Below are 21514 nucleotides of genomic sequence, written 5' to 3'. Positions count from 1 at the left end.
AGTTCACACAACGTCTCGACCATGCCGCCGATTATTGCAGGCAACGAAAAAAGGCCGGACGAGTTCGCACCGACCTTCCTCGTTGTCGCCTTTTCACCGGTGCCATTACATCCGTGGTCACGAGCGTCGAGTAACAAAGCAATTAATACGAAACACCAGGTTCCGTTCCATAGTTTCGCCACTCTCTTCAACACGGCCATTGTTCAGCCGCGAATTGACCGGAGCCATGTCGCTTGCTTACTTATCGAGATCCTGGGCCATCTTGTAGTGATGTTCCAGTGCAGGCAGCGTCTTCGCAGCCCAAGCCTTCAACTCGGCGTTCTCGCCTTCTTCTGCATAGCGCTTGAAGAGATCGACGGCATCTTCGTGGGCTTCGACCTGATCGTCGATATATTCCTCGTTAAATTCAGCCCCGTCCAACTTGGCGAGCTCGTCTACTTCTTCCTTGTGGTCTTCCGTCAAGGCCGTGACCGCGTTGCCCTGAACCTTGCCGCCCGCCAGAAGGGCTTTGAGCTCGGAGGAGGTCTTCTCGTGCTCAGTGATCATCTGCTGAGCGAAAGCCTTGGTGGGTTCGTCACCCTTCTGAAGCGCGAGCTTGCTGGATTCGATCTCAAACATGTCGCTGGCAGACGCCTGCAGGATGAAGTCTTCAGTCTTCGGCGCTACGCCGAGCGCAGAGTTCACACCGCTTGATTCCGTGGCGGACTGGGCGAAGGCACCGGTGGCCGTCAGGATGAAGGCGGAGGCGAGTAGGATCTTTTTCATGAGGTCTCTCCTGTTGTTTGCGCCTACAACCCGCATGTCTCCCATCTGTTCCCGGTAAACATCTGTGAAAAAAGCGTAATCACTCTACAAGGAGCTTGGCGCGTTGACAGCGTTTCTTTCGCCGGGCGTCGCGAAGCTCCTCAAGGGTAGGCTGCCACCAGCCACGTTCCCGTTCGTAATTTCCCGGTTCCGCTCGTGTGGGCCATGTGTGGACGAGTTCGTCAGTAGTGGGCGAGCGCCATAAGGCCCAGACGTGTTCGTCATCCGCGTGCGGATAGTTCGGCAACCTCTCCGGCATCGACCCGTTCGCCCGTCACCTCGATGAAGACGACGATCCCGTACCGGGCCGCCGCGACGGGGCGATCAGGTGGCGGCAGGTCGTCACATGGCACGGACAAGCGTTTTTTCCGGCGTTCCACGGACCGGCGCTTAGCCTTCGCCTCTTCCTCAGTCCCTCTCCGAGCCTCGGCGCGCTTGCGCCGCTCTTCCGGCTCATTTCGTTTTGCAGCCGCCTCAATCGTCTCCCAACGATGCTGCAGCTCGTCATAGGCGGCGTAAGGAACCTCCCACACCTTCCCTTCTCTATTCCACCGCGCGAACGGGATCTGCCTGAGCTCTTCGACGACGGCCTTCGAATAAGGTGTCCTGATCCGAAAGCCGCGGTCGTGGACCATCAAGTAAGGGCTGAGGATGGGTTCGAACTCGTAGGCGTCGCGTCCGCGCTCCTCCTCGTAGGGAGTTCGGCGGGAAGCTTCACTCGCCAGCCAGCGGTCGATGCGTCGACGTGCGGTGGCGCCAGGGACCGTCCATGCCTGGAGGGCGTCGTTCCAGCGAGCGCGCGGGAACGTTCTCGGAAACGCGCGACGGTCATCCGGTCGAACGCGAACGACACCGTTTCCAGTTCCGAATGGGACCCTTCCTCGTGTTCGTCCTCACTGTTCATTGCGGGAAACGTCCGGCAGGCGTGGCGGTTTCCATCACGCGAGCGACTTCTGCAGGAATTAAAGCGCCCTCTCTGCGCCGCCCGGTGAAATCGTATGGCCGACAGCCGGTAAGATCTCGGCTTCGACATGGAAACCTGCGGCGCCGAGCTGGTTGGCCGCCACCGTTGACGCGACAGCCGGTATCGTCCGGTCATCCTTCCCGTGTAGCAGCAGGACTGGGGTTCGATTACTTTTGGCGGAAATCTTCATCGGCGGGAGAAGGCCAGCGAAGGAGACGAGTGCTCCTACTTGCCAACGGCCGGAAGCGACGGCATCGAGAGCGACAATTGCACCCTGTGAGACGCCGACGAAGGCGATGCGGTCATGCGTTCCCCCGAAGCCTTCTTCACGAATGATATCAGACACCGTTTGGTCGAACCCGTCTCGAGCTGATCGGATGTTTTCGGGAGCAAGCGGATTGCCATCGACACGAAACCATTGGTGACCGCGCCAATGTGTGAACGGAGCGTCCGGAGCGGCAAAGCGGCTATTGGAAAGTGCTGTTCGCCAGGACGTGGCGAGCGGCATCAACTGCGCTCCGGACGCGCCTATGCCGTGGAAAAAGATGACGAGACTATTCTTTGCTGACATGCCGATCCCATGAATGACGAAAAACAAGCCGAGGGCGCTCGACCGTTTCCGGGAGCGCCCTCATACCCCGTGCGCGGCTATCGACGTGCGACGGAGAGGTCGCTGCGGAGACTGCGCTGATTGCGGGGCGGCGTAAATTAGATGGTACTTGTAGATACAGCACGCAAGGGCGAAGCCATGCGCTTGCGTGATGACTGCCATCGCGGGATCGCTGTTGAAGATGTTTGCTTTTCCGACCATTTATTAGGAAATCCTCAAAAACGACGAGATGACCTCATGGTAAGCAGGATCGGCAGGACTCCGACCGTGCAAGAGCACGCGGCCGCGTTCGAGCATACGAACAAAGTGGCGCAGGAAACGGCTAAAGAGGAGCGCCTTCTTCTTGAAGAGAAGAGTGCCAAGCTACGGGCACTCCGGGTCGCAGCTGCCAACGTACATCGTCTGAGTAGATAGCCGTCGGCTGAAGCCCTGTTCGGGGCTCATTGGCTATCCGAAACCGTCGCGGGCGTTCTGTAGGCCCGCACTCAGAATGCCGATGTCGGTTGGAGGACCCCGCCGTGATAACCGGAATGATTCTGCGTGCAGCCGGATTGCCTCTCGCAACTTTTCCCTAGCGACGACGTTTTGAAGCCGGAGGTGCTAAGATGCGTGCGAGCTGCGATGCGACACGAGTTCGAGATTCCTACATAACAGACGCGCAGGTGCTGGAAGCCGCCGCGCATATGGTAGATGACTGCCTGCCGATCATCGAATGGCTGTCGCCCGGGGAAGACATTCTTGATGCAAGCCTCCTCCCCTCACCAAAGCAGAGCCTTGAAAGCGGATTTCGGCTTTCCATTGCGACAACAATGCAAGACGCCCGCAGACGGCGTCTCGTGTCGGTGGGCAAGTTGCTCGCGCAGTTCCAACCGGGCGTCGGGCAACGGATTAGTTTCTCCCCGGCCCCTACCCTTGGAACCTTGCGCACGTCAGATCGTGCGTTCAGTGAACACGTCGAGCAAATGTTGCAACGTTCCCGAGAGGACCGAATTCGATTGACCCGGCTGTTCGCCGAAGCCGACAGTTTTGCCCAGAGGCGATTTGCGGCTGCTCCGACACCCCCCTTCCAAGAAGACGGCACTTATTGTTGGTATGGGCACCACTAGCGGTCGTGGAGTGCGACGTTAACGCACTGACGACAGGGGCATCGGTTTCTAATCACATACCGCTGTTGAGATCCTTAGAGATTCCCGGGCAGCGAGCCTTTGATCCGGAAGTTTGTGTCACTGATATGACTGCTTCGCAGCCGTCCAAACCGAACGGCCACGGCCGAATTGGCGTCGGCGCGACGTATGTCGATTTGTGATCAAGTCATCAATATGAGGTTGTGAATGTTTAGCCACGTAATGATTGGTGCGAATGATCTTGTCGCAATGGTGACCTTCTACGATGCTGTACTAACCACGCTCGGACTCGCTCGTAACCCGGTTCAGCCGCTCGATTGCCCGGCCGGAGTGATCTGGCAACGGCGCGGACAACGATGGCCGCAGTTTGCCTTGAGACGCCCCTTCGACGGTCGACCGGCCACTGTGGGGAACGGAGTCCAGATCAGCTTCGCAGCGGCGTCGCGAGAAGAGGTCGTTGCGGCTTGGCAGACCGCCATCGCCTACGCCGGATCAGACGAAGGCACCCCTAGCATTCGCCAACAATACAGCGAGGACTTTTTCGCTGCCTATTGCCGCGATCCCGAGGGCAATAAGCTATGCTTTGTTCACGCTCAGAATCTCCCATAGGTTCGTCTCGTGTTACTTAAGGCCCTCGCGGCATGAGCCGAAGCCCTGAAAGAGAAACGACGTCATTGCTCGGGATTACGCAAAGCACGTGGATCGTTATGAGGGGCGGAGAATAGCACGACACCCTATACTATCATTCGTTCCTTCCGAATGGCCACGAGGCCTCATGGAATTCTCGTAGGCTCAAATCACGAAGATCTCGACGAGTTGGTCCTTCGGCAGCGCCCGAAACCAGCTTTTGGACAGGCATATAAGAGATCATTAATGCAGACGAAATGATCGCCCGCCTCGCGACTTGATTGCGACACGGCCGACGACATCTGCGCCATATGATCGATGAAGACCATGACCATACTAATCCTTATGCTACCTTCGACGGCAGGACCCGTCGGTTTGAAGAGACCAATGCGGCAGCCAAACTTTTGATAGAGGAAGAAGCTGCCGCACGACTCTCGAAGACGCAAAGACTGCGAGAGATGCGGCTAGCGGCATCAAAAGGGCGACAATTCGGCTCTGATGACCGGACGGGACTTCTGAGCGGATATATGGACCTCGGTAGACATTGCAAGTCCGCGAATGTCCAGAAGGACGAACCCTGGTTATTGCGGGATTTTCCGACCACAAACACGATCATTCGTGCGCAGGCGTTGGCGTATGGTGACACAGATCGGATTAATAAGGTTTACTGATTATTCCGCAGAACAAAAAGAGGCCCTACGTGAGCGGGCCAAGTTGAGGTTCGGGGAACTTGAGAGGTTCGCGTGCAGGTCCAATCGTGAGGGGTTGAATGACTGGACCTGCACTGGCGACTTCTGGAGATAAGTCAGGTTTCTTGAACCTAACCACAGCTGCCGAACCGCGCTCTTGAAAATTAGTTCCCGCTCGTTCAGCGGCCCGCACAACGTACAAAAGAAAAACCCGGCCGCAAGGGCCGGGTTAGTCGCCAACAGGCCGAAGCCAGAGGGGTACATGGCGCAACCATCCAACTACATGTGGATGTCCGAAAAGCAGATGCAATCATTGCACCGCGTGAACGGCGTTCTAAACATGATTGTGGCGAGAAAACGGTGACAATCGCCTTATCTTTCAGCCGAGCTTTGGGTCGATGTCGACAACGGCTTGCGCCAAATTTTCCGTGCTAGTAAGGAACGCAGTCAGCGTCCATTCTTCATCAATCCGATAAATTCTCACATCGGCTGGAGCTTCAAGTCGATCGGTACTCTGCAACTCGCTTTATCGCAGATCGTGTTGCGGAAGCATTTGCAACAACGGGGGCGTCCAGCTCGTCGCGCAGCCTCTCGGTCAAAGCCGGATAGAGCCTAACTTCGCGGTTCGAACCCATCTTTCTTGTCTGTGACTGAGCGGCTTTGCTGCCCTCTGATCTTACGAATTTCATCGAAGTGTTGCGCGAGCGCGGACCTAAATTTCCTCTGCTGCTCGCGACGGAGCCACAGGATTGCGGCCCGACGGCTGCGATCGGGGATAGCGCCACTGAACATGTTTCCCGTCCCTTTGTGAGCGGAGAACTATAGGGCGTAAAGAAGAACGATCCAAAAAGCCGTCGCGAATGAGTTAACGCTTTCCAAGAGCGTCCTGAAATAGGGCGCGTATCGTCAGCGAAATGCCGGCGCATTGTGGTCCTGGTTCACTTGCCGTTGCGGACTTACTGGTAGCCAAATCACCGATTGTATTGCATTGGCGTCACACCCCAGGTCCTCTTGAAGTATTTGGTCTCGCGACATCGCGCGCCCCGCCGAAGACGGTTCGGAGAGCTGGCCGGGAGCGGGATTCTTGGAACTTCGCGGGCAGCGAAAGATTGATCGTCACTGCCTTGATTGAAGTGGACCTGAACGGATGTTTTTAATCTGTCCGACGACGCGGGGGATGGCATGATCAAATAGATATGTTTGCCGAAACGTTCCGCCTACTCTAAGAATGATTCTAAATAGGCCTCGGTGCCGACCAACTACCCGGTTGGCCGCGTGTCCATCTAGGAATTGCAAATGGTTAGAGAGATTCGAAATGATCGTGTCCAGCAGGCTCTAGACAGCGTGGCCGAGAAAAAATCTGACAGGCTTCAAAGGCGAGGAACGCGGCCTGCGAGCACCAATAAACAGAACGGCGAAAAAATACAGGACCAACGCGAAGACCCCCAAAGGAAACATCGTGTTATTCGACGACCTTGAGATCGGACAGAATCGCGTGCCTTCCTCCGCTTTATTCTTGAAATGAGGCGGTAAAGACATTCGGTAAATCGGGTCTATTCTATCTTATCGGGTGTCGCCCGGCTTTGTCGTTTCCGCATGGCGTGCGCCCCCGAAGCGATCACGGAAATTTCGCCGCTCTATGGGCTGATCTTACTATCGTTTTGTTAAGGCTAGTGACTTCTCGAAAGAGCTAATTCAACACCTGTTAATCTAACTATGGCTCCCTCCATCGACTGCGGGGGACCATACATGCATCGCTTTTTCATTCTTCTGAGCTTTCTTTTCGCTACGGGACATTCTGCTCACGCCTCTCCGACGGAGTGGCAAGTCACTATGACGACAAGGCAGGTGAACTACACGACCGATTCGAAAACCTGGCTTGCAGTTAAAGTCGGCGATGTAATCCCGAATAAGGCTTGGGTTTCCACAGGACCGAAGGGACGAATTCAGCTCTCCCGAGGCGTGGAGTCTGTTTCCTTTCAGCCAAACACGTTGGCAAGCATTACTACCTCCGGTTTTTTTCAGAAAACTACCGAAGTGCGCCAACAGACTGGTACGCTCGACCTCGAAATCGAAAAGCGTAGCAGACCTCATACCACGGTCCAGACACCTTACCTTGCGGCTGTCGTGAAAGGCACAGCGTTTCGCGTGTCAGTCACAAACACGACGGCAAGCGTGTCGGTAGCGCGTGGGCTCGTCCAGGTGAGTTCTTTTGCCAGCGGTCAGCGTTCCTCCGTCGGTCCTGGTCAACGTGCTGCGGTAGACGCCGTCAAAGGAATGACTGTCGCCGGCGCCGTTTCAGCACCCGCAATAAGCTCAGTAGAGCCTTCAGTAGCGAGCGTGCGGGCTGTTGGCGCAACAGCGCTAAACGGCCAAACGCAGTCCACGGCCGCTGGAAAAAACTCTACCACGTCAGGCTCGACGAACAGCAATCGCGCCGACAACGCTGGCCATTCGAAGAGCGGAAGCAGTGACAATGGTGCCGGCAACGGAAATGGAAACGGGAACGGGAACGGGAACGGGAACGGCAACGGGAACGGCAACGGCAACGGCAACGGCAACGGCAACGGCAACGGCAACGGCAACGGCAACGGCAACGGCAACGGCAACGGGAACGGCAACGGCAACGGCAACGGCAACGGCAACGGCAACGGCAACGGCAACGGCAACGGCAACGGCAACGGCAACGGCAACGGCAACGGGAACGGGAACGGGAACGGGAACGGGAACGGGAACGGGAACGGGAACGGGAACGGGAACGGGAACGGGAACGGGAACGGGAACGGGAACGGGAACGGGAACGGGAACGACTAAAGTCGTTATCGGGTGTCTAGGGGGACGAGGTGAGTTTTTGGAGAAAAGTGAAGACGTCACTCGCGGTTCGGGCCGCGTTGGTCGCACTTATGTGCGCCGTGCCAGTTTGGACCACAGTAAAGCCATTCACCGATCACGTCGACAACGTGATTGCCAGCCTTCGTTTCAAAGCTTTGCAACGGCCGGCGAGTGGCGACGTTGTCTTCGTGGCAATCGATAAGAAAAGTCTTGATGCGATAGGCGTCTGGCCCTGGCCACGCGGCATTCACTCGGAGATCATCGATCGACTGGCAGCGGGAGGTGCTCGTGACGTCTTTCTCGATATCGACTTCAGCAGCCCGTCGTCCGCCCCGGAAGATGAGAAATTAAGGCTATCACTCGTTGCTGCCGGCGGAGGCACTGTGTTGCCCGTATTCCGGCAACACGAAAGCGCCGTACCCGGATCGTCCACAAGCGTAACAAGGCCCATCCCCGCCCTCGCCTCGAATGCTTGGCTCGCGTTCGCTAACGTTGAACTTGCGGAAAGCGGGCTGATAACGACATTCAAAATGGCCGACCGATTGGACGGCAAGGTAACGCAATCCGTACCTGCCGTCTTGGCACAGGTCGACGACACCGCTGGCACCTACCTCATAGATTATTCCATCGACCCTTCAACAATCCCCACTGTTTCTGCCTCTGAGCTGATAGATGGAACGGTTTCACCAAGCGTTTTCGCCGATAAAGCGGTGGTTGTCGGCGCTTACGCTACTGAACTGAAGGATGTCTATCCAGTACCAATGTACGGGCCTCTAGCGGGCCCCCTGATCCATATCCTGGCGACAGAAACGATTTTGCAGCATCGATTGGCTTCGGGCGTCGATCAGACAATACCAGAGTTGCTCCTTGCAGCGGCGCTTATAGGGCTAGCTATAGCCTTCAGAGTGTACCGTCCCGTCGCGTTTTTCGCGACTGCCGTCATAACCATCTCAGCAATGGAAACTATCGCATTCATTGTGCAAGCCAATGATGCCTATGCACTGCGAACAGCAAACAGCTGGATACTTGTCGGGCTCTCTCTCTTACTCGCCCTCAGCGAGAGAAGTAATTTTGCCCACGTCCGAAGCCGGATCGCCGTTGCTGACTTTCAAACTTCAAAAAACATACTTCAGTCCATAATTGCGGACAGCAACGACGTCGTCCTCGTTTTCGATGAAAACCTTCGCGTTCTTGATCGGAGTGCGTCTGCTGATGACCTCGACTTAGAGCATGAGGAAGGTGACGACGACCGTCAAACTATTCCCAAAGCGTTGATGCGGCATGTCGAGCAGGCCGTCCTTCGTTTCAGAGAAGGCCAATCGCCCACCTATTCGGTCTCTGCAGACTTTGAGGTGGTTCGCAGAGGTTTCGAGGCCCATTTTGAAGCATCGATTACAATATCTCGTTCAGAACGTCTCGACGATAGCGGCGAGCAAATCAACGGGTTTTTGGGAAGCGTTATCGCTCGAGATGTTACCGCCCGTCGAAAGCACGATGCAGACCTTCTACGTATATCCCAAATCGATGAACTGACTGGGCTGCTCAACCGCAGAGAATTCATCAATCGCCTTCAGTCCATGATCAAACCGCAGGTTGTCGTCGCTGTTGGACTGCACAGATTTCCTGAGCTCAGTGCGACTCTGGGCCGCTCAGCGTGCGACCAGCTGCTGCGTGCAATCGCTGGCCGTTTGTCCAGCGTCTCGCGCGTCTCGCATTTGGGCCGTGTCGATGGTGATTGCTTTGCGATGTCACTGAGCCTGCACACTCGGGACTTCCACGAGATGCAAGCGGAAGCCGTCCTGAGACAGTTCGCGCTTCCTTTTGAAGCCGATGGGTCCGAAATCTATGTTGACGCTCGTCTGGGCATTTCATTGTTCAACGACATTAGGCTTCCGGCCGCGTCCGCTGTGGACCACGCCGAAACAGCACTTATCGACGCGAGGTCTAACCCGAATTCCAACTGGATCGTCTACGATGAAAAACGTGCCCAAGATCAACTTCGAGCCAGAAAGCTCGAACAGGCGATGCGCTCAAGTCTGAGGCGGGGTGAATTCTTTCTGGTATATCAGCCGCAGGTCGATCTGCCCACGGGACGGATGGTAGGGGCTGAGGCGCTCATGCGGTGGAAGCATCCCGATTTTGGCTTGGTTTCGCCGGGTGAGTTTATTCCTGTCGCCGAAAGCAGTGGTGTCGTGTGCGAACTCGGCACATGGGCGCTTCAAAACGCCTGTGCGACGGCGATGACGTGGGCACCTTATATGACCGTCGCAGTTAACGTCTCGCCCCTTCAGTTTGCCAAGACGGATATCGTGGAGGAGGTGAAAAGAGCTCTGGCAGAAAGCGGGCTGGCCGCCCACCGCCTTCACCTGGAGATCACCGAATCCGCTTTCCTGGACGGAACAGAGCGTTTATTGGGCGTCATTTCACAGTTACGAAGCCTCGGAGTTTGTATCGCACTTGACGACTTCGGTACCGGATATTCGTCCCTCAGCTACATGGCTGGTTTCCCGTTGGACAAGCTGAAGATAGACCAGTCTTTTGTCCGCAAGCTGACGACCGACCATCAGTCTCTTCTGATCGTAAAAGCGGTAGTCTCTCTCGCTCAGGGCCTCGGGCTGAAGCTCGTCGCTGAAGGTATTGAGAAGGAAGAAGAGCGACGGATTCTCGCCGAATTGCAATGCGAGGAAGGACAAGGCTACCTGTTTGGGAGACCGCAGAGTGCTGAAGAGATTATGCAGCAACTAACAATAAGGAATGTTAACGAGGCTGCCTGACCACTCATGGAGCACTGAACAGATGGGTCTTTCCAGGATCGCGATCCAAAAAATGTTCGAGTTCAGAAGGTCTTGAGAGGATGTGAACCCAAGACCCGTCTATCATGATTATAGCTAACGCGCTGAATCGCAGCTTGATTTAATATAAACCGACGGCTGCGGCAGGGCTCAGTTTGTCATGCTGGTGATCGTTTGCGGATCTTCATCGCAAGGACACGATGCTCGTCAGTCAAATGGAGATGACGACGGGCGGAGATAGTTTAAACCTCTGATCCACTCACGCTGCGTCGCGAGAGGGTCACACTCAGCCATATTGCCGAAACCAGAAAATAGAATGCCCCGACACCAGCGTAACCGGCGACAGTTGAGATCGACGGTTCTTGCGGCATCTGCGCCTGAAATAGAAAGAGCGCTCCCGCGACAGCTGACTGGCCACCGCTCAAGATCATGGCCCATTGACCGCCACTCGTTTTCCAACGCCGGAGAGCGGTGCCAAGTTGAAGTAGACCCGAGAAGATCGCCCATAGGCCGAATGCGCCGAGAACCCAGTTCATGCTCATCGTAAGTGCCAAAATCACGGCAATCGTCATCACCGCGCTTGCTGTAACGTTGATCGCTTGGCTCCGGTTGATCGCCAGACCTCCGCTCCTTAACGCATCAACCACATTGGCGGCAGCGTCCCAAGCCGGATAAATAATCAGCAGCGTGGCAGCCACCGCAAACGAATGCTGGCCGGCTGTCAGTGCAGCTATGACCCACAATATTGAGAACGCTGCTCGGGCAAGATAATATTGCTTCAGCCATTGTTCGTTGCCGCTCGCGGCATAGACATTTTGGTTGTTTGACATTGTTATCTTCCACCTTCTTGGATGATGAAATTGTTCACTCGGATCTTTCAGAAGAAACCGACATGCTTGCCAAATGGCGTATTCTTGTTCCAATCACGTCGACCGATCCGCTCGCTCTCGCCAGACAGTGTGCCGGATAGCTCATGTGAGGAGTCATCCCGTGTGCCGCCGCAAGACGCTGTCTTCGACCCACCTTGTTGATTGCTCACTGATCGCATGCGTTTCTCGAACCCTTCATTGATCGCTTCTTGCCGCTTCGCGACCCATCTGCCGTCGGGATCGGAGAGGATCGAATAGGTTTGACCGATCTCGACCTGGCGTGAAGACGCGGTCGCTGAAATCGGCATGATTTTCTGAACTTTGCGATTGCTCATGAATTGTCCCACTCGGCTGACTGGTCGACCGCATTAGATGCCGGCGTACCATTCGTATCCGCGGTCTTCCCAGTAACCGCCGTTTCCGCCCCAAAGGCCTGCGAAGCTGTCGACCAGTTCGATGCGCATGATGTATTTTGCTTGCTTGTAACCCAGCTGCCGCTCCACCCTGAGACGCAAGGGTGCGCCGTGGCCGACACTGAGGTCATCGCCATTCATCTGGTAGGCGAGGATGGTTTGAGGATGGACGGCGTCGATGAGATCGATGCTTTCGTAATAACGGCCGCTCCCGTCGAGCGTCTTTTCCAGTTCATCGGCGCAATGCAGCACGACATAGCGCGCAGTCGGTTTGAGCCCGGTCAGACGCAACAGGCTCGCAAGGGGCACGCCCGTCCATTTGCCGATCGCGCTCCAACCCTCGACACAATCATGCCGGGTGATTTGCGTGCGGGCCGGGAGCGCCTTCAGATCGGCAAGCGAAAACTCTCGCGGACGTTCAACAAGGCCGTCAACTTTCAATCGCCAGGCGGCAAAATTGCCTTCGGCCAGTTCAACATAGTCTTCGCTGTCAGGAGCGCTCGTTCCATTTACCCGAAACGATGGGGATATGTCTTTTTCATCAAACTCCCGCGCGAGGGCATCGCGACCCTGAAAAAGTCTCTGTGCCTTCATGGTCAAATGTTCGGCTGAGCGAAGGACATTGGCGACGTCCGCGTTCTCATCCAGCACATCACAACCGGAAAGAGCCAAAGCGCTGGTGCCAAGTGTGCCACCGACCAAAAAGCGTCGTCTCGTAAAAAGCGTGCTCATGATTTCGGGCCCTTTAGCTGGATTGCATAGCGCCCGGTAATCATCGAACGGATGTTATTCCAGGTGCCGGACAGGACGACCATTGCCACATGAACGACGACGAAGATGACAAGCGCTGACGCCGTAACGAAATGGATGGTGCGCGCGGACTGGCGTCCGCCAAAGAGATCGACAAGGGCCGGAAACGCAGCATCCACTCCGGGTGACATGGTCAAACCCGTCAGGACCATAAGAGGCAGCAAAATAACGGTGACGGCCAGATAGGTGAGTTTCTGAAGTGCATTGTAATGCCTGGCCTCATCCCCTTCAGGGAAGCGGAGCCTGGCGTGGTCAAGGATTTCACGACCAAGATGACGGGGTGAAAGCTCGTGCGTCGCTGGAGCGAGATCGCGCCGGAAATGCCCAGTCAGCAGGCTGAAGCCAAGGTAGAGAATGCCGTTGATGACAAACAACCAGGCAAAAAAGAAATGCCAGCGACGTCCGGCCGCGAGATCCTGGAACGACGGGATGGTAGCCCAGGACGGGAAAGCGCGTGCAGATGGCTCTCCATCGACGTTAGAAATGCCCAGAACGCCGGTCGTAGGGATCTGCAGGCCTACGATACGCACGAAGCCGCTAGGCGTGCCACGATCATCATTAGAGCCGATCGTAAGGACAGCAGGGTCGCCATTGGCGCCGTAGTGCCCCCAGTAGAGCTCCGGGTGGGCATTGAATATCTGGAGCCCACTCAGAAGGAGGAAGCTCAGGCAAAGGACGTTCAGCCAGTGGGTAAGCCTGGTCACAACAGAGTGGCGGCGGATGAAGATCGTCCGGGGATATCGGACATTGTCATTGGAGGCGGTTTCGCTCATCTCAGTGTCTCTTGTCTCTGACGTCTCATGGCTGCAGAGCAGCAAGGATCAGTTCCTGGCCGAAGCAGTGGGGCGGCTGCTCCGGCCAGTGGCGACGTGGTTTACATCGGTGGAACCACGCCATCCTTGCCAACGACCACCTGATGAGCGATCGGGCCGGCGTCTGACGTTTCGGCGGTGATAAAGACTACGGCGCCTGGAACGAGGTCTTCCCTTGCGGCCGCAGCAATGGTCACTACGGGCGTGCCATCGGGAATGGCGAATTTCTTTTCCTTGCCGTGATAGCTGACTGTGACGGTGCGGCCATCGACGCCTTTGACAGCATCTGCGACGGTCGCATTGGTCATGCTGCTTTCGGGTTTGAGATCCCAGCTATAGCTACCCTCTCCCGTGCCCTTCATAGCCGGTGGGAAGATCAGAACCTCCAGCGCACCATCGCCACCATCGGCCTTCGGCAGGGATGCAATGCCGACGAAATCACCCGGCTTGATGTCTGTCACCTTGGCATTTGCTACGCCTGCCACCTTCCAGTCGTCAGCAAGCGCAACATCGACGGTCTCGCCTTCGCGTGTTTTCACCTTGAGCGTAGAACCAGCGTAGGTGACGATACTTCCGCGAACGTGGATAGGCGCGGTCTTTTTATCTTCAGCATGGACGGGCACGGACAGGACCGCCGTAAGTCCGAAGGCGAAGGCAGTGATAATTCTCTTCATCGTATTCTTCCTACTAGTTGGTAGTTTTGAAGGGCGCATTTTGACGCCGGTGGCATACCACCGGCGGATTAATGAGAGGCGGAGGGAGTCAGCCGGCTGAGGGCGGGCTGCAGTATTACTGCGAACACTTCAGGTTTGCCGTAAGCTCTTGCTGAGAGCATTGCTCCGTAGACTGTCGCCAAAAATGCCTCGGCCTCGATCTCGGGAGCATTTGCAAGATTGAGCGTGCCTTGTTTGGAGCCCCGATCCATCACTGACGTTAGCCAGGACGAAATGAAGCGAAAGAATGCCGTGACTTCTTTTGCAACTTCCGCCGGAAGGGATGGCAGTTCGCTGGCAAGCAGCGCACACACACAGTATGGCCTGCTGGCATCCTCGATACATTTTGCCCAATGGTTTGCATAGACGTTGAGGATGTCCAGAGCGTCTGGCACGTTTTGCTCAAGGGCGGCAACGTTCGTCTCGCCGTCTTCACGGTAACGCTTGACCAGCTCACGCACCAAATCGACCTTGCTCGGGAAATGGTGGTGGATACTTGCCTTGCGAATTCCAACGACTTCCGAGATGTCAGCGTAGCTAAATCCATTGTAGCCTCCGCTCATGATCAGGTTGCGGGCGGAGGCCAAGATGTCGTCAGAAGTGCTCGAAAGATTGCTCATGGATCGTATCTACCTTCTAGTAGGCAGAACGTCAATGGCAATCTTTTCGGATTTTTCAGATTAGCCGTCTGTGGAAACTGTAAGGGCCCTCCAAGCGTCGATCTCCTGCTGTAGACGATCTATCCGTGCGGTCACATGTTTGAGAGCATCGCTCCCGAGCAAAAGTTGCGGTGGAGGATTTTCGGACGCGATCAGCGTCAATAACGCCGCAGCCAATTTTTGCGGATCGCCCAGTTGCTTTCCGCTGACTGCCTGGCGCGCCTCGCGGATCGGATCAAAAAGACTATCGTAGTCTGTAATCGAACGCCCTGTGCGCACCATAGAGCGCCCTGCCCAGTCTGTCCGAAACGAGCCTGGGCACAGCGTCGTCACGTGAACGCCAAAGGGCGCCATTTCAGAACGCATGACCTCGGAGATACCCTGAAGCGCAAATTTGCTACCGCAATAATAAGCAATTCCAGGCATCGTTATCATGCCGCCCATAGACGTAACATTCACGATGAACCCCCGGCGGCGCTCTCGAAACCTTGGAAGAAACGCCTTGGCCACCGCGACCGCGCCGAATACGTTCACGTCGAATTGGCGACGCATCTCCTCGATCGGCGATTCCTCGAGCACGCCTTCGTGCCCATATCCTGCATTGTTGATCAAGACATCGACTGGACCGTGTTCCTCTTCCGCCTGTTGGACCACATCCGGAATGCGATCGAATTCGGTAACATCAGCAAGAACGGTTTTGAGCTCGGGAAGCGTTTTTGATAGCATCTCTCGCGAGGCTTCGGAGCGGACGGTACCGATGACGGTGTGGCCGGCGTGTGCCGCGGCCGTGGCAATGGCGAGGCCGAAACCGGAATTCGCACCGGTGATGAAGAAGGTTTTGCTCGACATCTCTGAAACTCCTTGATCAATCTTGCATGTGACAGATATTCTAGGAGTAAGGGTTCCTTCGATTGCAATTCCTTTCCAATCCTTGCCAAATCCTATGAATTATAAGAAAACTCGCTCCACGCGTGATCAGCTTGTTGCCTTCGCCGGACGCCTAGCTCCACGTCTCGGGTACAATCAAACCGCCATCGAGAGCGTCCGTATCCTGCGTACGGAAGCGGTGCTCAACGACATTCCGGTTCTTTACCGACCGGGAGCAGTCTTCGTATTGCAAGGAAGCAAGCACGGCATACTCGATGGGGAAATCTACCTCTATGATGAGGACCACTATCTTGCCGTCTCGGTACCCGTTCCCTTCCGGATGACGTCTACGGCAAGTCCACAGCGACCACTGCTGGCGGTCTACCTCCAATTCGACATGCAGATGGCGGCCGAGATTGCTTTGCAGCTCGAACAAAATATTGGTCCCGATACGACCGAGCCCAGAGGCCTGTTCTCGAGCAGAATGGCGAGCGATATCGAAGACGTCTTGCTGCGCCTCCTAAAGGCGCTCGGCAGCCCGATCGATGTCGCCGTTCTCGGTGATCCGATCCTGCGAGAATTGCATTACCGCATCATGGTCGGTCCGCAAGGCGGAGCGGTGATTGCGGCGCTTCAGCGCAAAGGCACGTCCGGAAAAATTATTGAGAGCGTGTTGTGGCTGCGAGACAACTTCGGCTCCGAAATTGCGGTCGCGGATCTGGCCCGAGATGCGGGCATGAGTGTTCCTTCTTACCACGTGCATTTCAAGAACCTGACCGGCTCAAGCCCGATGCAATATGTGAAGGCGATGCGCCTCCATCACGCAAGACTTATGCTCGCCGGCCAACGCGGCACCATCGCAACGGTTGCCACTTCAGTCGGCTACGTCAGTCCGGCGCAGTTCAGTCGCGACTTTAGGCGGCATTTCGGGCGCACGGCCTCGGAAGAAGTGAAATGGGTTCGACAGCACCTTGGAGAACAGATCTGACGCTGCCCCTGCGGCATTCTCGAGAGCGGAGCGCACGATCACAGTGGCTGGGTTCTCACTGCAAAGCAGCCTGAAGCGCCGCTTTGCAATGAACCAGGGTCGTGTCGAAGACGGGGACGCTCACATTATCCTGGCTTAGCAGCATGCCCACCTCGGTGCACCCGAGGATGAGACAATCGCAGCCGCGGGCGATCAGCCGCCGCGCAATTCGTTCATACGCCAAGCGGCTTTCCTCTCGGCTAGCATCGCGACAAAGTTCGTCATAGATGATGCGATGGGTTTCCACCCGATCGTGATCCTCAGGATTAATGGCAAAAGACCTTGAGCGACCAGTCGGTCGACATAAAAGTTCTGCTCCATCGTGAATGCGGTCGCCATCAATCCTGGCCTCCGGAATCCGCGTTCAAGGATCGCTTTCGCAGTTGCATCCGCAATATGCAAGAACGGGATCGACACCCCGCTCAAGATCTGGTCGGCGACCTTGTGCATGGTATTCGTCGCCATGATCAGGATGTCGGCACCTCCGCGCTCCAGAGCGATGGCCTTTTCATTCAGGATTTTTGCCGCAGCGCCCCACTCAGAGGACGCCTGCAACCGTTCAATCTCGTCGAAATCGACAGAGCGTATGAGGAGCTCAGGAGAATGAAGTCCACCGAGGCTCTCGCGGGTAAGCCTGCACAATTCACGATAATAAATTTGGGTCGAGGCAGCAGACATTCCGCCCAATATTCCGATCGTCTTCAAATGTTTCGTCCATCTTCAGAAGTTTCAGTTTATCGCCGCCAGCTCTGTCGTCAGGAGAACCCGACGACAGGGTGAGGAATGTAACTGATTTCAAGCTCTGTGATTTCAGCAGCACTGAGCCTGATGGTAAGCGCTGCGACAGCGTCATCCAAGTGATGCAATTTGGTCGCGCCGATAATAGGCGCCGAAACTTCGGATTTCGCGAGAAGCCAAGCGAGTGCGATTTGCGCTCTGGGAACCCCTCGCACCTTGGCGATCTTTGCCACCGCCTCTACCACGCGCCTATCGGCATCCTCTGTCATCGAGGTGTAAAGGCCTTTTCCGATCTCGTCGGTCTCAGAGCGATCACTTCGTGCGTCCCAGTCGCGGGTCAGCCGGCCCCGTGCGAGGGGGCTCCACGGGATGACACCAATACCCTCAGCTTTGCAGAGTGGAAGCATTTCTCTCTCCTCCTCGCGGTATAGCAGGTTTACGTGGTTCTGCATGGAGACGAAGCGTGTCCATCCGCTAGCCGCTGAAACCGCGAGCATTTTCGAAAACTGCCACGCGTACATGGACGACGCTCCGATGTAACGGGCTTTTCCGGCTTTGACGACGTCGTGCAAAGCTTCGAGTGTCTCCTCGATCGGCGTGTTATGGTCGAACCGATGGATCTGATAGAGATCCACATAGTCGGTCCCCAAACGCTTCAGGCTGGCATCGATTTCCGAAAAAATGGCCTTTCGGGATAGGCCGGCACCATTTGGTCCCGGCTTCATCCGACCATTGACCTTGGTGGCAATGACGACGTCATCTCTCTTTGAGTAATCCTTGATGGCGCGGCCGAGAATTTCCTCGCTCGTCCCATCCGAGTAGACATTGGCGGTATCGAAGAAATTGATACCCATTTCGATCGCTTGGCGGATGAATGGTCGACTTTGATCTTCCGTCAGTGTCCATGGATGACTTCCCCGACCGGGCTCGCCATAGCTCATGCACCCGAGGCAAAGCCGGGAAACCTCAACACCAGTGTTTCCAAGGCGCGTGTATTCCATGACTATCTCCAATTCTGCGGCGAAATTCTATATGTTTGGGTCCTTGCAGGCGATGGGTTCCTACATCCTGCTCAAGCGCTTATGCCGCCGTCCACGAGGATCCCTGAGCCGGTGATGTAGCCAGCGGCCGGTCCGGCGAGGAAGGCGACGGCTTCCGCGACCTCTCGGGTCCGACCGTAGCGGGCAATAGAGAGACTTGGCAGAATAGCAGGGGACAAGTCGCCGTCGGCGGGGTTCATGTCGGTGTCGATTGGGCCAGGCCGGACCAGATTGACGGTAATCTCCCGCGGACCCAGTTCGCGTGCGAGACCACGTGTGAAACTCTCCAAAGCCGACTTGGTCGCTGCATAGACCGCAATCCCTGCGAACGGGACAGCCACGCCCGCGTTACTGCCGGTACTGATGATGCGCCCTCCATTCGGGATGTGCTTGAGCGCCGCCTGCGTCATCAAGAAGACGCCGCGGACATTGACGTCCAACTGTAGCTGAATCTCTTCCAGCGGCTGAGTGGCGAAATCGCCAACGAAAAGGACGCCGGCATTGTTGACCAGAATGTCTAGGCCGCCGAGGTCGGCGACTGTCCGATCTACAGTGGCCGTCGCGGTCTCCGCGCTCGCAGCGTCGGCCTGAATGGCGACAGCTCTGCGGCCCGTCGCGCGAATCTCGGCGGTAAGAGCTTTGGCCTTTTCGGCTGACTTCTCGTAGGTGATCGCCACATCGGCGCCATTCTCAGCCAGCTTCAGCGCGATGGCCGCACCGATACCGCGTGCTGCACCGGTCACGAGTGCTCGCTTCCCGGCAAGAGGAAGGTTGGGGGTGATATCCATGGAAAGTTACCTCTAAATGTTGGGTTTGAATTAGTTGGGAGATGATTGTGTGCCGCTAGCAGGCGAGGCAGGGGACGCGGTCTTGCCCTCAACGGGCCTGCCGATGACCGAAGCCACCGAGGTGCGCTCATTGGACGACCTCTTTCTTTTGTCCGAGGTCGGCAGAAAGCCAACCTGCAACGAGAAGACAAAGACCAATCGCGACGGCTGCGACGCTATAGGCATGACCGATGGATCCAACATCTGTTGATGAGCCCAGGATCGAAAAGAACAATCCTCCGATCAGGGCTGTCGCTAGAGCGCCCCCAATCTGAAGCATCGAATTGACCAGTCCGGAAGCCAAACCAGACTGCGTCGGATCAACCCGCTGGACGACTGTCCTCACGAGATTTGGAAGCGCTATTCCTTGTCCGGCACCAACGATGAACAATGCAACGAAGAGGAGTTCCGGCGCCCCGGACGAGATCAGGGCTGCCGTGCCGAACAATCCGGCCGCTTCCAGCGACATGCCTGCGGCGGTGGAATATCTGCCGAAAAGCCGGAAGATACGGCCACTCGCGAATGGCCCCAGAACGAAGCCGACCGCCGCAGGAAGGATTGCCAGCCCGGCCTCGAATGGTGTGCGACCGAGCCCGCCTTGTTGATACACCGAGAATGTCAGCCAGAAGGCCGCAAAGGCATAGAAGAACAATGCGGCAAGCAGCCCGCGCTTCAATCCTGGAACCCGAAGCAGGCGCGGTGCCATGATCGGATCTCTTCCGGCCGCCTCCACCTTTTGCTCGTGATGCCAAAACAGGAAAAGAAGTGGCAGGGAAGCCGCAAGCATCAGGAGCGACCAGACCGGCCAGCCTTGTTCACGGCCCTCGATGAGCGGCGAGATCAGCGCACATAGCGCGAGTGCAATCAGCACTGCTCCGCCGAGGTCCAGTCTGCTTGCGCGATCTGATCGCGTCTCGCGCAGCACCATCATCGCAGACGGCGCAGCTATGGCGATCACCGGAAGGTTGATGAGAAAAATAGCCCTCCATCCGAGCCCAAAAATATCGAGCGCTATCAGAGCCCCACCGAGAAACAACCCAGCCATCGACGCGATACCGAATGTCAGCGCGTAGAAGCTGAGCGCCTTTGATTTTTCGTGCTCGGGAAAGATTGCGTTGATGGATGCCAGAGCCTGCGGCGCCATGATCGCCGCAGCAAACCCCTGAAGGATCCGGCCGAAAACAAGTGCCGCTGGAGACCAGGCAAAGCCGCATAAGGCGGAGGCGGCTGCGAACGCGCCCATCCCTGCCAGGAAAACATTCCGCCGACCGTAGAGATCCCCAAGTCTGCCGCCAGTGATCAGCATGACGGCATAGGTGGTGGCGTAGCCCGAGATGATCAGTTGCATCGTTGATGCGGAGGAATGGAAATCCTCGCGGATCGAGGGCAGGGCCACGTTGACGATGAAGAAATCCAATGGCGGCAGAAAAGCGCCCGTCAACAAGATGGCCAACGCCGTCCACCTGTGCGGATCAAGACCGCCCATGGCCTGATGGGAATGTGTCAATTCTCTCTCCATATCGAGAAGCGAAGCCGCACAGCGGCTTGCAAAATGCGCAACTTCGGAACCATTTGGTTCCTATTTAGAGTCAGTCAAGCGGTTTTAGCGCGAAGTCGACCATTGCCTTGGTGGCATCGCGATCCGCTCCCGCCTTCCCCAGAACTCTCATCCCTTGGATCTGACAGACGAGAAACCGCGCCAGTGTTCGCTCGTCCAGCCCTGGATCAATCTCACCCAGGGCTTGAGCTCGGATGATCGCTGCCGCGTACAGATCCTGCAGTCGCCGAAACAGGCGCGCAATTCGAGCGGAAACCTCTTCGTCCGCTGGAAGCATTTCCACTGCCGACAACACGACAAAGCATCCACGCAGTCCCTCCTTGCCTGAGGACTCTTCCACCTGCCGCGAGAATGCTTCTTTGATTGCAGCTTTCGGCGACGGGTTGGAATGCATGATTTCCCCAGTCTTGCGAATGGCATCGTCGATGTAAACATCAAGCGCGCGGAGATAGACGCCCCTCTTGTCTACGAACGCCTTGTAGAAACTGCCTCTTGACAGTGCCATGCTTTCAAGCAAGTCGGGCAACGACGCATCGTGATATCCTCGGTCCCAGAACACGCTCATTGCCTTCCGAACGGCGTCATCAAGTTCGAATTCACGAGGACGGCCGACGGACGGAGATGTCTGAGTGCTTTTTACCATGACGCCAATATGGAACCATTCAGTTCCTATTGCAAGTGATATTTCCTGACGCTAGGTAATGGGCGTGATGTCGTGGCGACGCCCTTCTTGAATTGG

Annotated in this window: 20 protein-coding genes and 3 pseudogenes; 7 read left to right on the top strand and 16 right to left on the bottom strand. The window is 56.3% G+C overall.

Annotated features, from left to right (window positions below; genetic code table 11):
* Nucleotides 1-237 precede the first annotated feature (237 nt).
* The 3 genes and pseudogenes from JNB91_RS27670 to JNB91_RS27660 all read right to left on the bottom strand — a co-directional run bounded on the left by JNB91_RS27670 (nucleotide 238) and on the right by JNB91_RS27660 (nucleotide 2339).
* Nucleotides 238-765, bottom strand: a complete 528-nt coding sequence (locus JNB91_RS27670; RefSeq protein ID WP_220328674.1) for a DUF4142 domain-containing protein — start codon at nucleotides 763-765, stop codon at nucleotides 238-240.
* Nucleotides 766-844: 79 nt separating this feature from the next.
* Nucleotides 845-1708: pseudogene (locus JNB91_RS31795) on the bottom strand (hypothetical protein).
* A gap of 58 nt (nucleotides 1709-1766) precedes the next feature.
* A complete protein-coding gene (locus tag JNB91_RS27660) occupies nucleotides 1767-2339 on the bottom strand; it encodes an alpha/beta hydrolase (protein ID WP_220328673.1) in 573 nt (190 codons plus the stop codon).
* A 141-nt stretch (nucleotides 2340-2480) separates the two neighbouring features.
* On the opposite strand from JNB91_RS27660, the gene JNB91_RS27655 reads away from it, so the two are divergent.
* From JNB91_RS27655 to JNB91_RS31530, 5 genes and pseudogenes are all read left to right on the top strand, one after another.
* A complete protein-coding gene (locus JNB91_RS27655; RefSeq protein ID WP_220328685.1) occupies nucleotides 2481-2792 on the top strand; it encodes a hypothetical protein in 312 nt (103 codons plus the stop codon).
* Between the two features lie 191 nt (nucleotides 2793-2983).
* Entirely contained in the window at nucleotides 2984-3484 is a 501-nt protein-coding gene (locus tag JNB91_RS27650) for a hypothetical protein (protein WP_220328672.1), read from the top strand.
* A 225-nt stretch (nucleotides 3485-3709) separates the two neighbouring features.
* Complete coding sequence (locus JNB91_RS27645; protein WP_220328671.1) at nucleotides 3710-4111, top strand: VOC family protein; 402 nt, start codon at nucleotides 3710-3712, stop codon at nucleotides 4109-4111.
* A 329-nt stretch (nucleotides 4112-4440) separates the two neighbouring features.
* The gene (locus JNB91_RS27640; protein WP_220328670.1) at nucleotides 4441-4800 is read left to right on the top strand and encodes a hypothetical protein; all 360 of its coding nucleotides are present in this window, start codon (nucleotides 4441-4443) and stop codon (nucleotides 4798-4800) included.
* 1734 nt (nucleotides 4801-6534) lie between these two features.
* Nucleotides 6535-6957: pseudogene (locus JNB91_RS31530) on the top strand (FecR family protein); the annotation flags it as partial.
* Nucleotides 6958-7230: 273 nt separating this feature from the next.
* Here JNB91_RS31530 and JNB91_RS31525 read toward each other — a convergent pair.
* Nucleotides 7231-7692 (bottom strand): hypothetical protein, encoded by a 462-nt coding sequence (locus tag JNB91_RS31525; protein ID WP_346269410.1) that lies wholly within the window; start codon nucleotides 7690-7692, stop codon nucleotides 7231-7233.
* Between the two features lie 29 nt (nucleotides 7693-7721).
* Between JNB91_RS31525 and JNB91_RS27630 the strand changes: the two genes are divergently transcribed.
* Nucleotides 7722-10424: an EAL domain-containing protein gene (locus JNB91_RS27630; protein WP_223218426.1), complete on the top strand. Its 2703-nt coding sequence runs from the start codon at nucleotides 7722-7724 to the stop codon at nucleotides 10422-10424.
* A 260-nt stretch (nucleotides 10425-10684) separates the two neighbouring features.
* Here the strand turns inward: JNB91_RS27630 and JNB91_RS27625 are convergent, their stop codons facing one another.
* The 7 genes from JNB91_RS27625 to JNB91_RS27595 form a co-directional block, all read right to left on the bottom strand.
* The gene (locus JNB91_RS27625; RefSeq protein ID WP_220328667.1) at nucleotides 10685-11272 is read right to left on the bottom strand and encodes a DUF308 domain-containing protein; all 588 of its coding nucleotides are present in this window, start codon (nucleotides 11270-11272) and stop codon (nucleotides 10685-10687) included.
* A 47-nt stretch (nucleotides 11273-11319) separates the two neighbouring features.
* Entirely contained in the window at nucleotides 11320-11646 is a 327-nt protein-coding gene (locus JNB91_RS27620) for a hypothetical protein (RefSeq protein WP_223218421.1), read from the bottom strand.
* A gap of 33 nt (nucleotides 11647-11679) precedes the next feature.
* Entirely contained in the window at nucleotides 11680-12456 is a 777-nt protein-coding gene (locus JNB91_RS27615; RefSeq protein WP_220328666.1) for a molybdopterin-binding protein, read from the bottom strand.
* A complete protein-coding gene (locus JNB91_RS27610; protein ID WP_220328665.1) occupies nucleotides 12453-13307 on the bottom strand; it encodes a cytochrome b/b6 domain-containing protein in 855 nt (284 codons plus the stop codon). Before JNB91_RS27610 ends, JNB91_RS27615 begins: the two co-directional genes overlap by 4 nt.
* A 101-nt stretch (nucleotides 13308-13408) precedes the next feature.
* Complete coding sequence (locus JNB91_RS27605; protein WP_220328664.1) at nucleotides 13409-14020, bottom strand: hypothetical protein; 612 nt, start codon at nucleotides 14018-14020, stop codon at nucleotides 13409-13411.
* A 68-nt stretch (nucleotides 14021-14088) separates the two neighbouring features.
* Nucleotides 14089-14679 (bottom strand): TetR/AcrR family transcriptional regulator, encoded by a 591-nt coding sequence (locus JNB91_RS27600; RefSeq protein WP_220328663.1) that lies wholly within the window; start codon nucleotides 14677-14679, stop codon nucleotides 14089-14091.
* A gap of 60 nt (nucleotides 14680-14739) precedes the next feature.
* On the bottom strand, nucleotides 14740-15567 hold the full coding sequence (locus JNB91_RS27595) for an oxidoreductase (protein ID WP_220328662.1): 828 nt from the start codon (nucleotides 15565-15567) through the stop codon (nucleotides 14740-14742).
* Between the two features lie 94 nt (nucleotides 15568-15661).
* Between JNB91_RS27595 and JNB91_RS27590 the strand changes: the two genes are divergently transcribed.
* Nucleotides 15662-16573 carry an AraC family transcriptional regulator gene (locus JNB91_RS27590; protein WP_220328661.1) on the top strand — a complete coding sequence of 304 codons (912 nt, stop codon included), beginning with the start codon at nucleotides 15662-15664 and terminating at the stop codon, nucleotides 16571-16573.
* A gap of 55 nt (nucleotides 16574-16628) precedes the next feature.
* Here JNB91_RS27590 and JNB91_RS27585 read toward each other — a convergent pair.
* The 5 genes and pseudogenes from JNB91_RS27585 to JNB91_RS27565 all read right to left on the bottom strand — a co-directional run bounded on the left by JNB91_RS27585 (nucleotide 16629) and on the right by JNB91_RS27565 (nucleotide 21340).
* Nucleotides 16629-17317: pseudogene (locus JNB91_RS27585) on the bottom strand (aspartate/glutamate racemase family protein).
* A 50-nt stretch (nucleotides 17318-17367) separates the two neighbouring features.
* Nucleotides 17368-18351: an aldo/keto reductase gene (locus JNB91_RS27580; protein ID WP_220328660.1), complete on the bottom strand. Its 984-nt coding sequence runs from the start codon at nucleotides 18349-18351 to the stop codon at nucleotides 17368-17370.
* 71 nt (nucleotides 18352-18422) lie between these two features.
* On the bottom strand, nucleotides 18423-19178 hold the full coding sequence (locus tag JNB91_RS27575) for an SDR family oxidoreductase (protein WP_220328659.1): 756 nt from the start codon (nucleotides 19176-19178) through the stop codon (nucleotides 18423-18425).
* A 127-nt stretch (nucleotides 19179-19305) separates the two neighbouring features.
* On the bottom strand, nucleotides 19306-20703 hold the full coding sequence (locus tag JNB91_RS27570; RefSeq protein ID WP_220328682.1) for an MFS transporter: 1398 nt from the start codon (nucleotides 20701-20703) through the stop codon (nucleotides 19306-19308).
* Nucleotides 20704-20806: 103 nt separating this feature from the next.
* Nucleotides 20807-21340: a TetR/AcrR family transcriptional regulator gene (locus JNB91_RS27565; RefSeq protein WP_220328658.1), complete on the bottom strand. Its 534-nt coding sequence runs from the start codon at nucleotides 21338-21340 to the stop codon at nucleotides 20807-20809.
* Nucleotides 21341-21514: the final 174 nt, after the last annotated feature.

Source organism: Aliirhizobium wenxiniae, from assembly GCF_019511445.1.
In the GTDB taxonomy this organism is placed as follows: Bacteria; Pseudomonadota; Alphaproteobacteria; order Rhizobiales; family Rhizobiaceae; genus Neorhizobium; species Neorhizobium wenxiniae_A.
The sequence above is the reverse complement of the archived record's forward strand: the minus strand, read 5'-3'. Positions and strand labels throughout refer to the sequence as shown.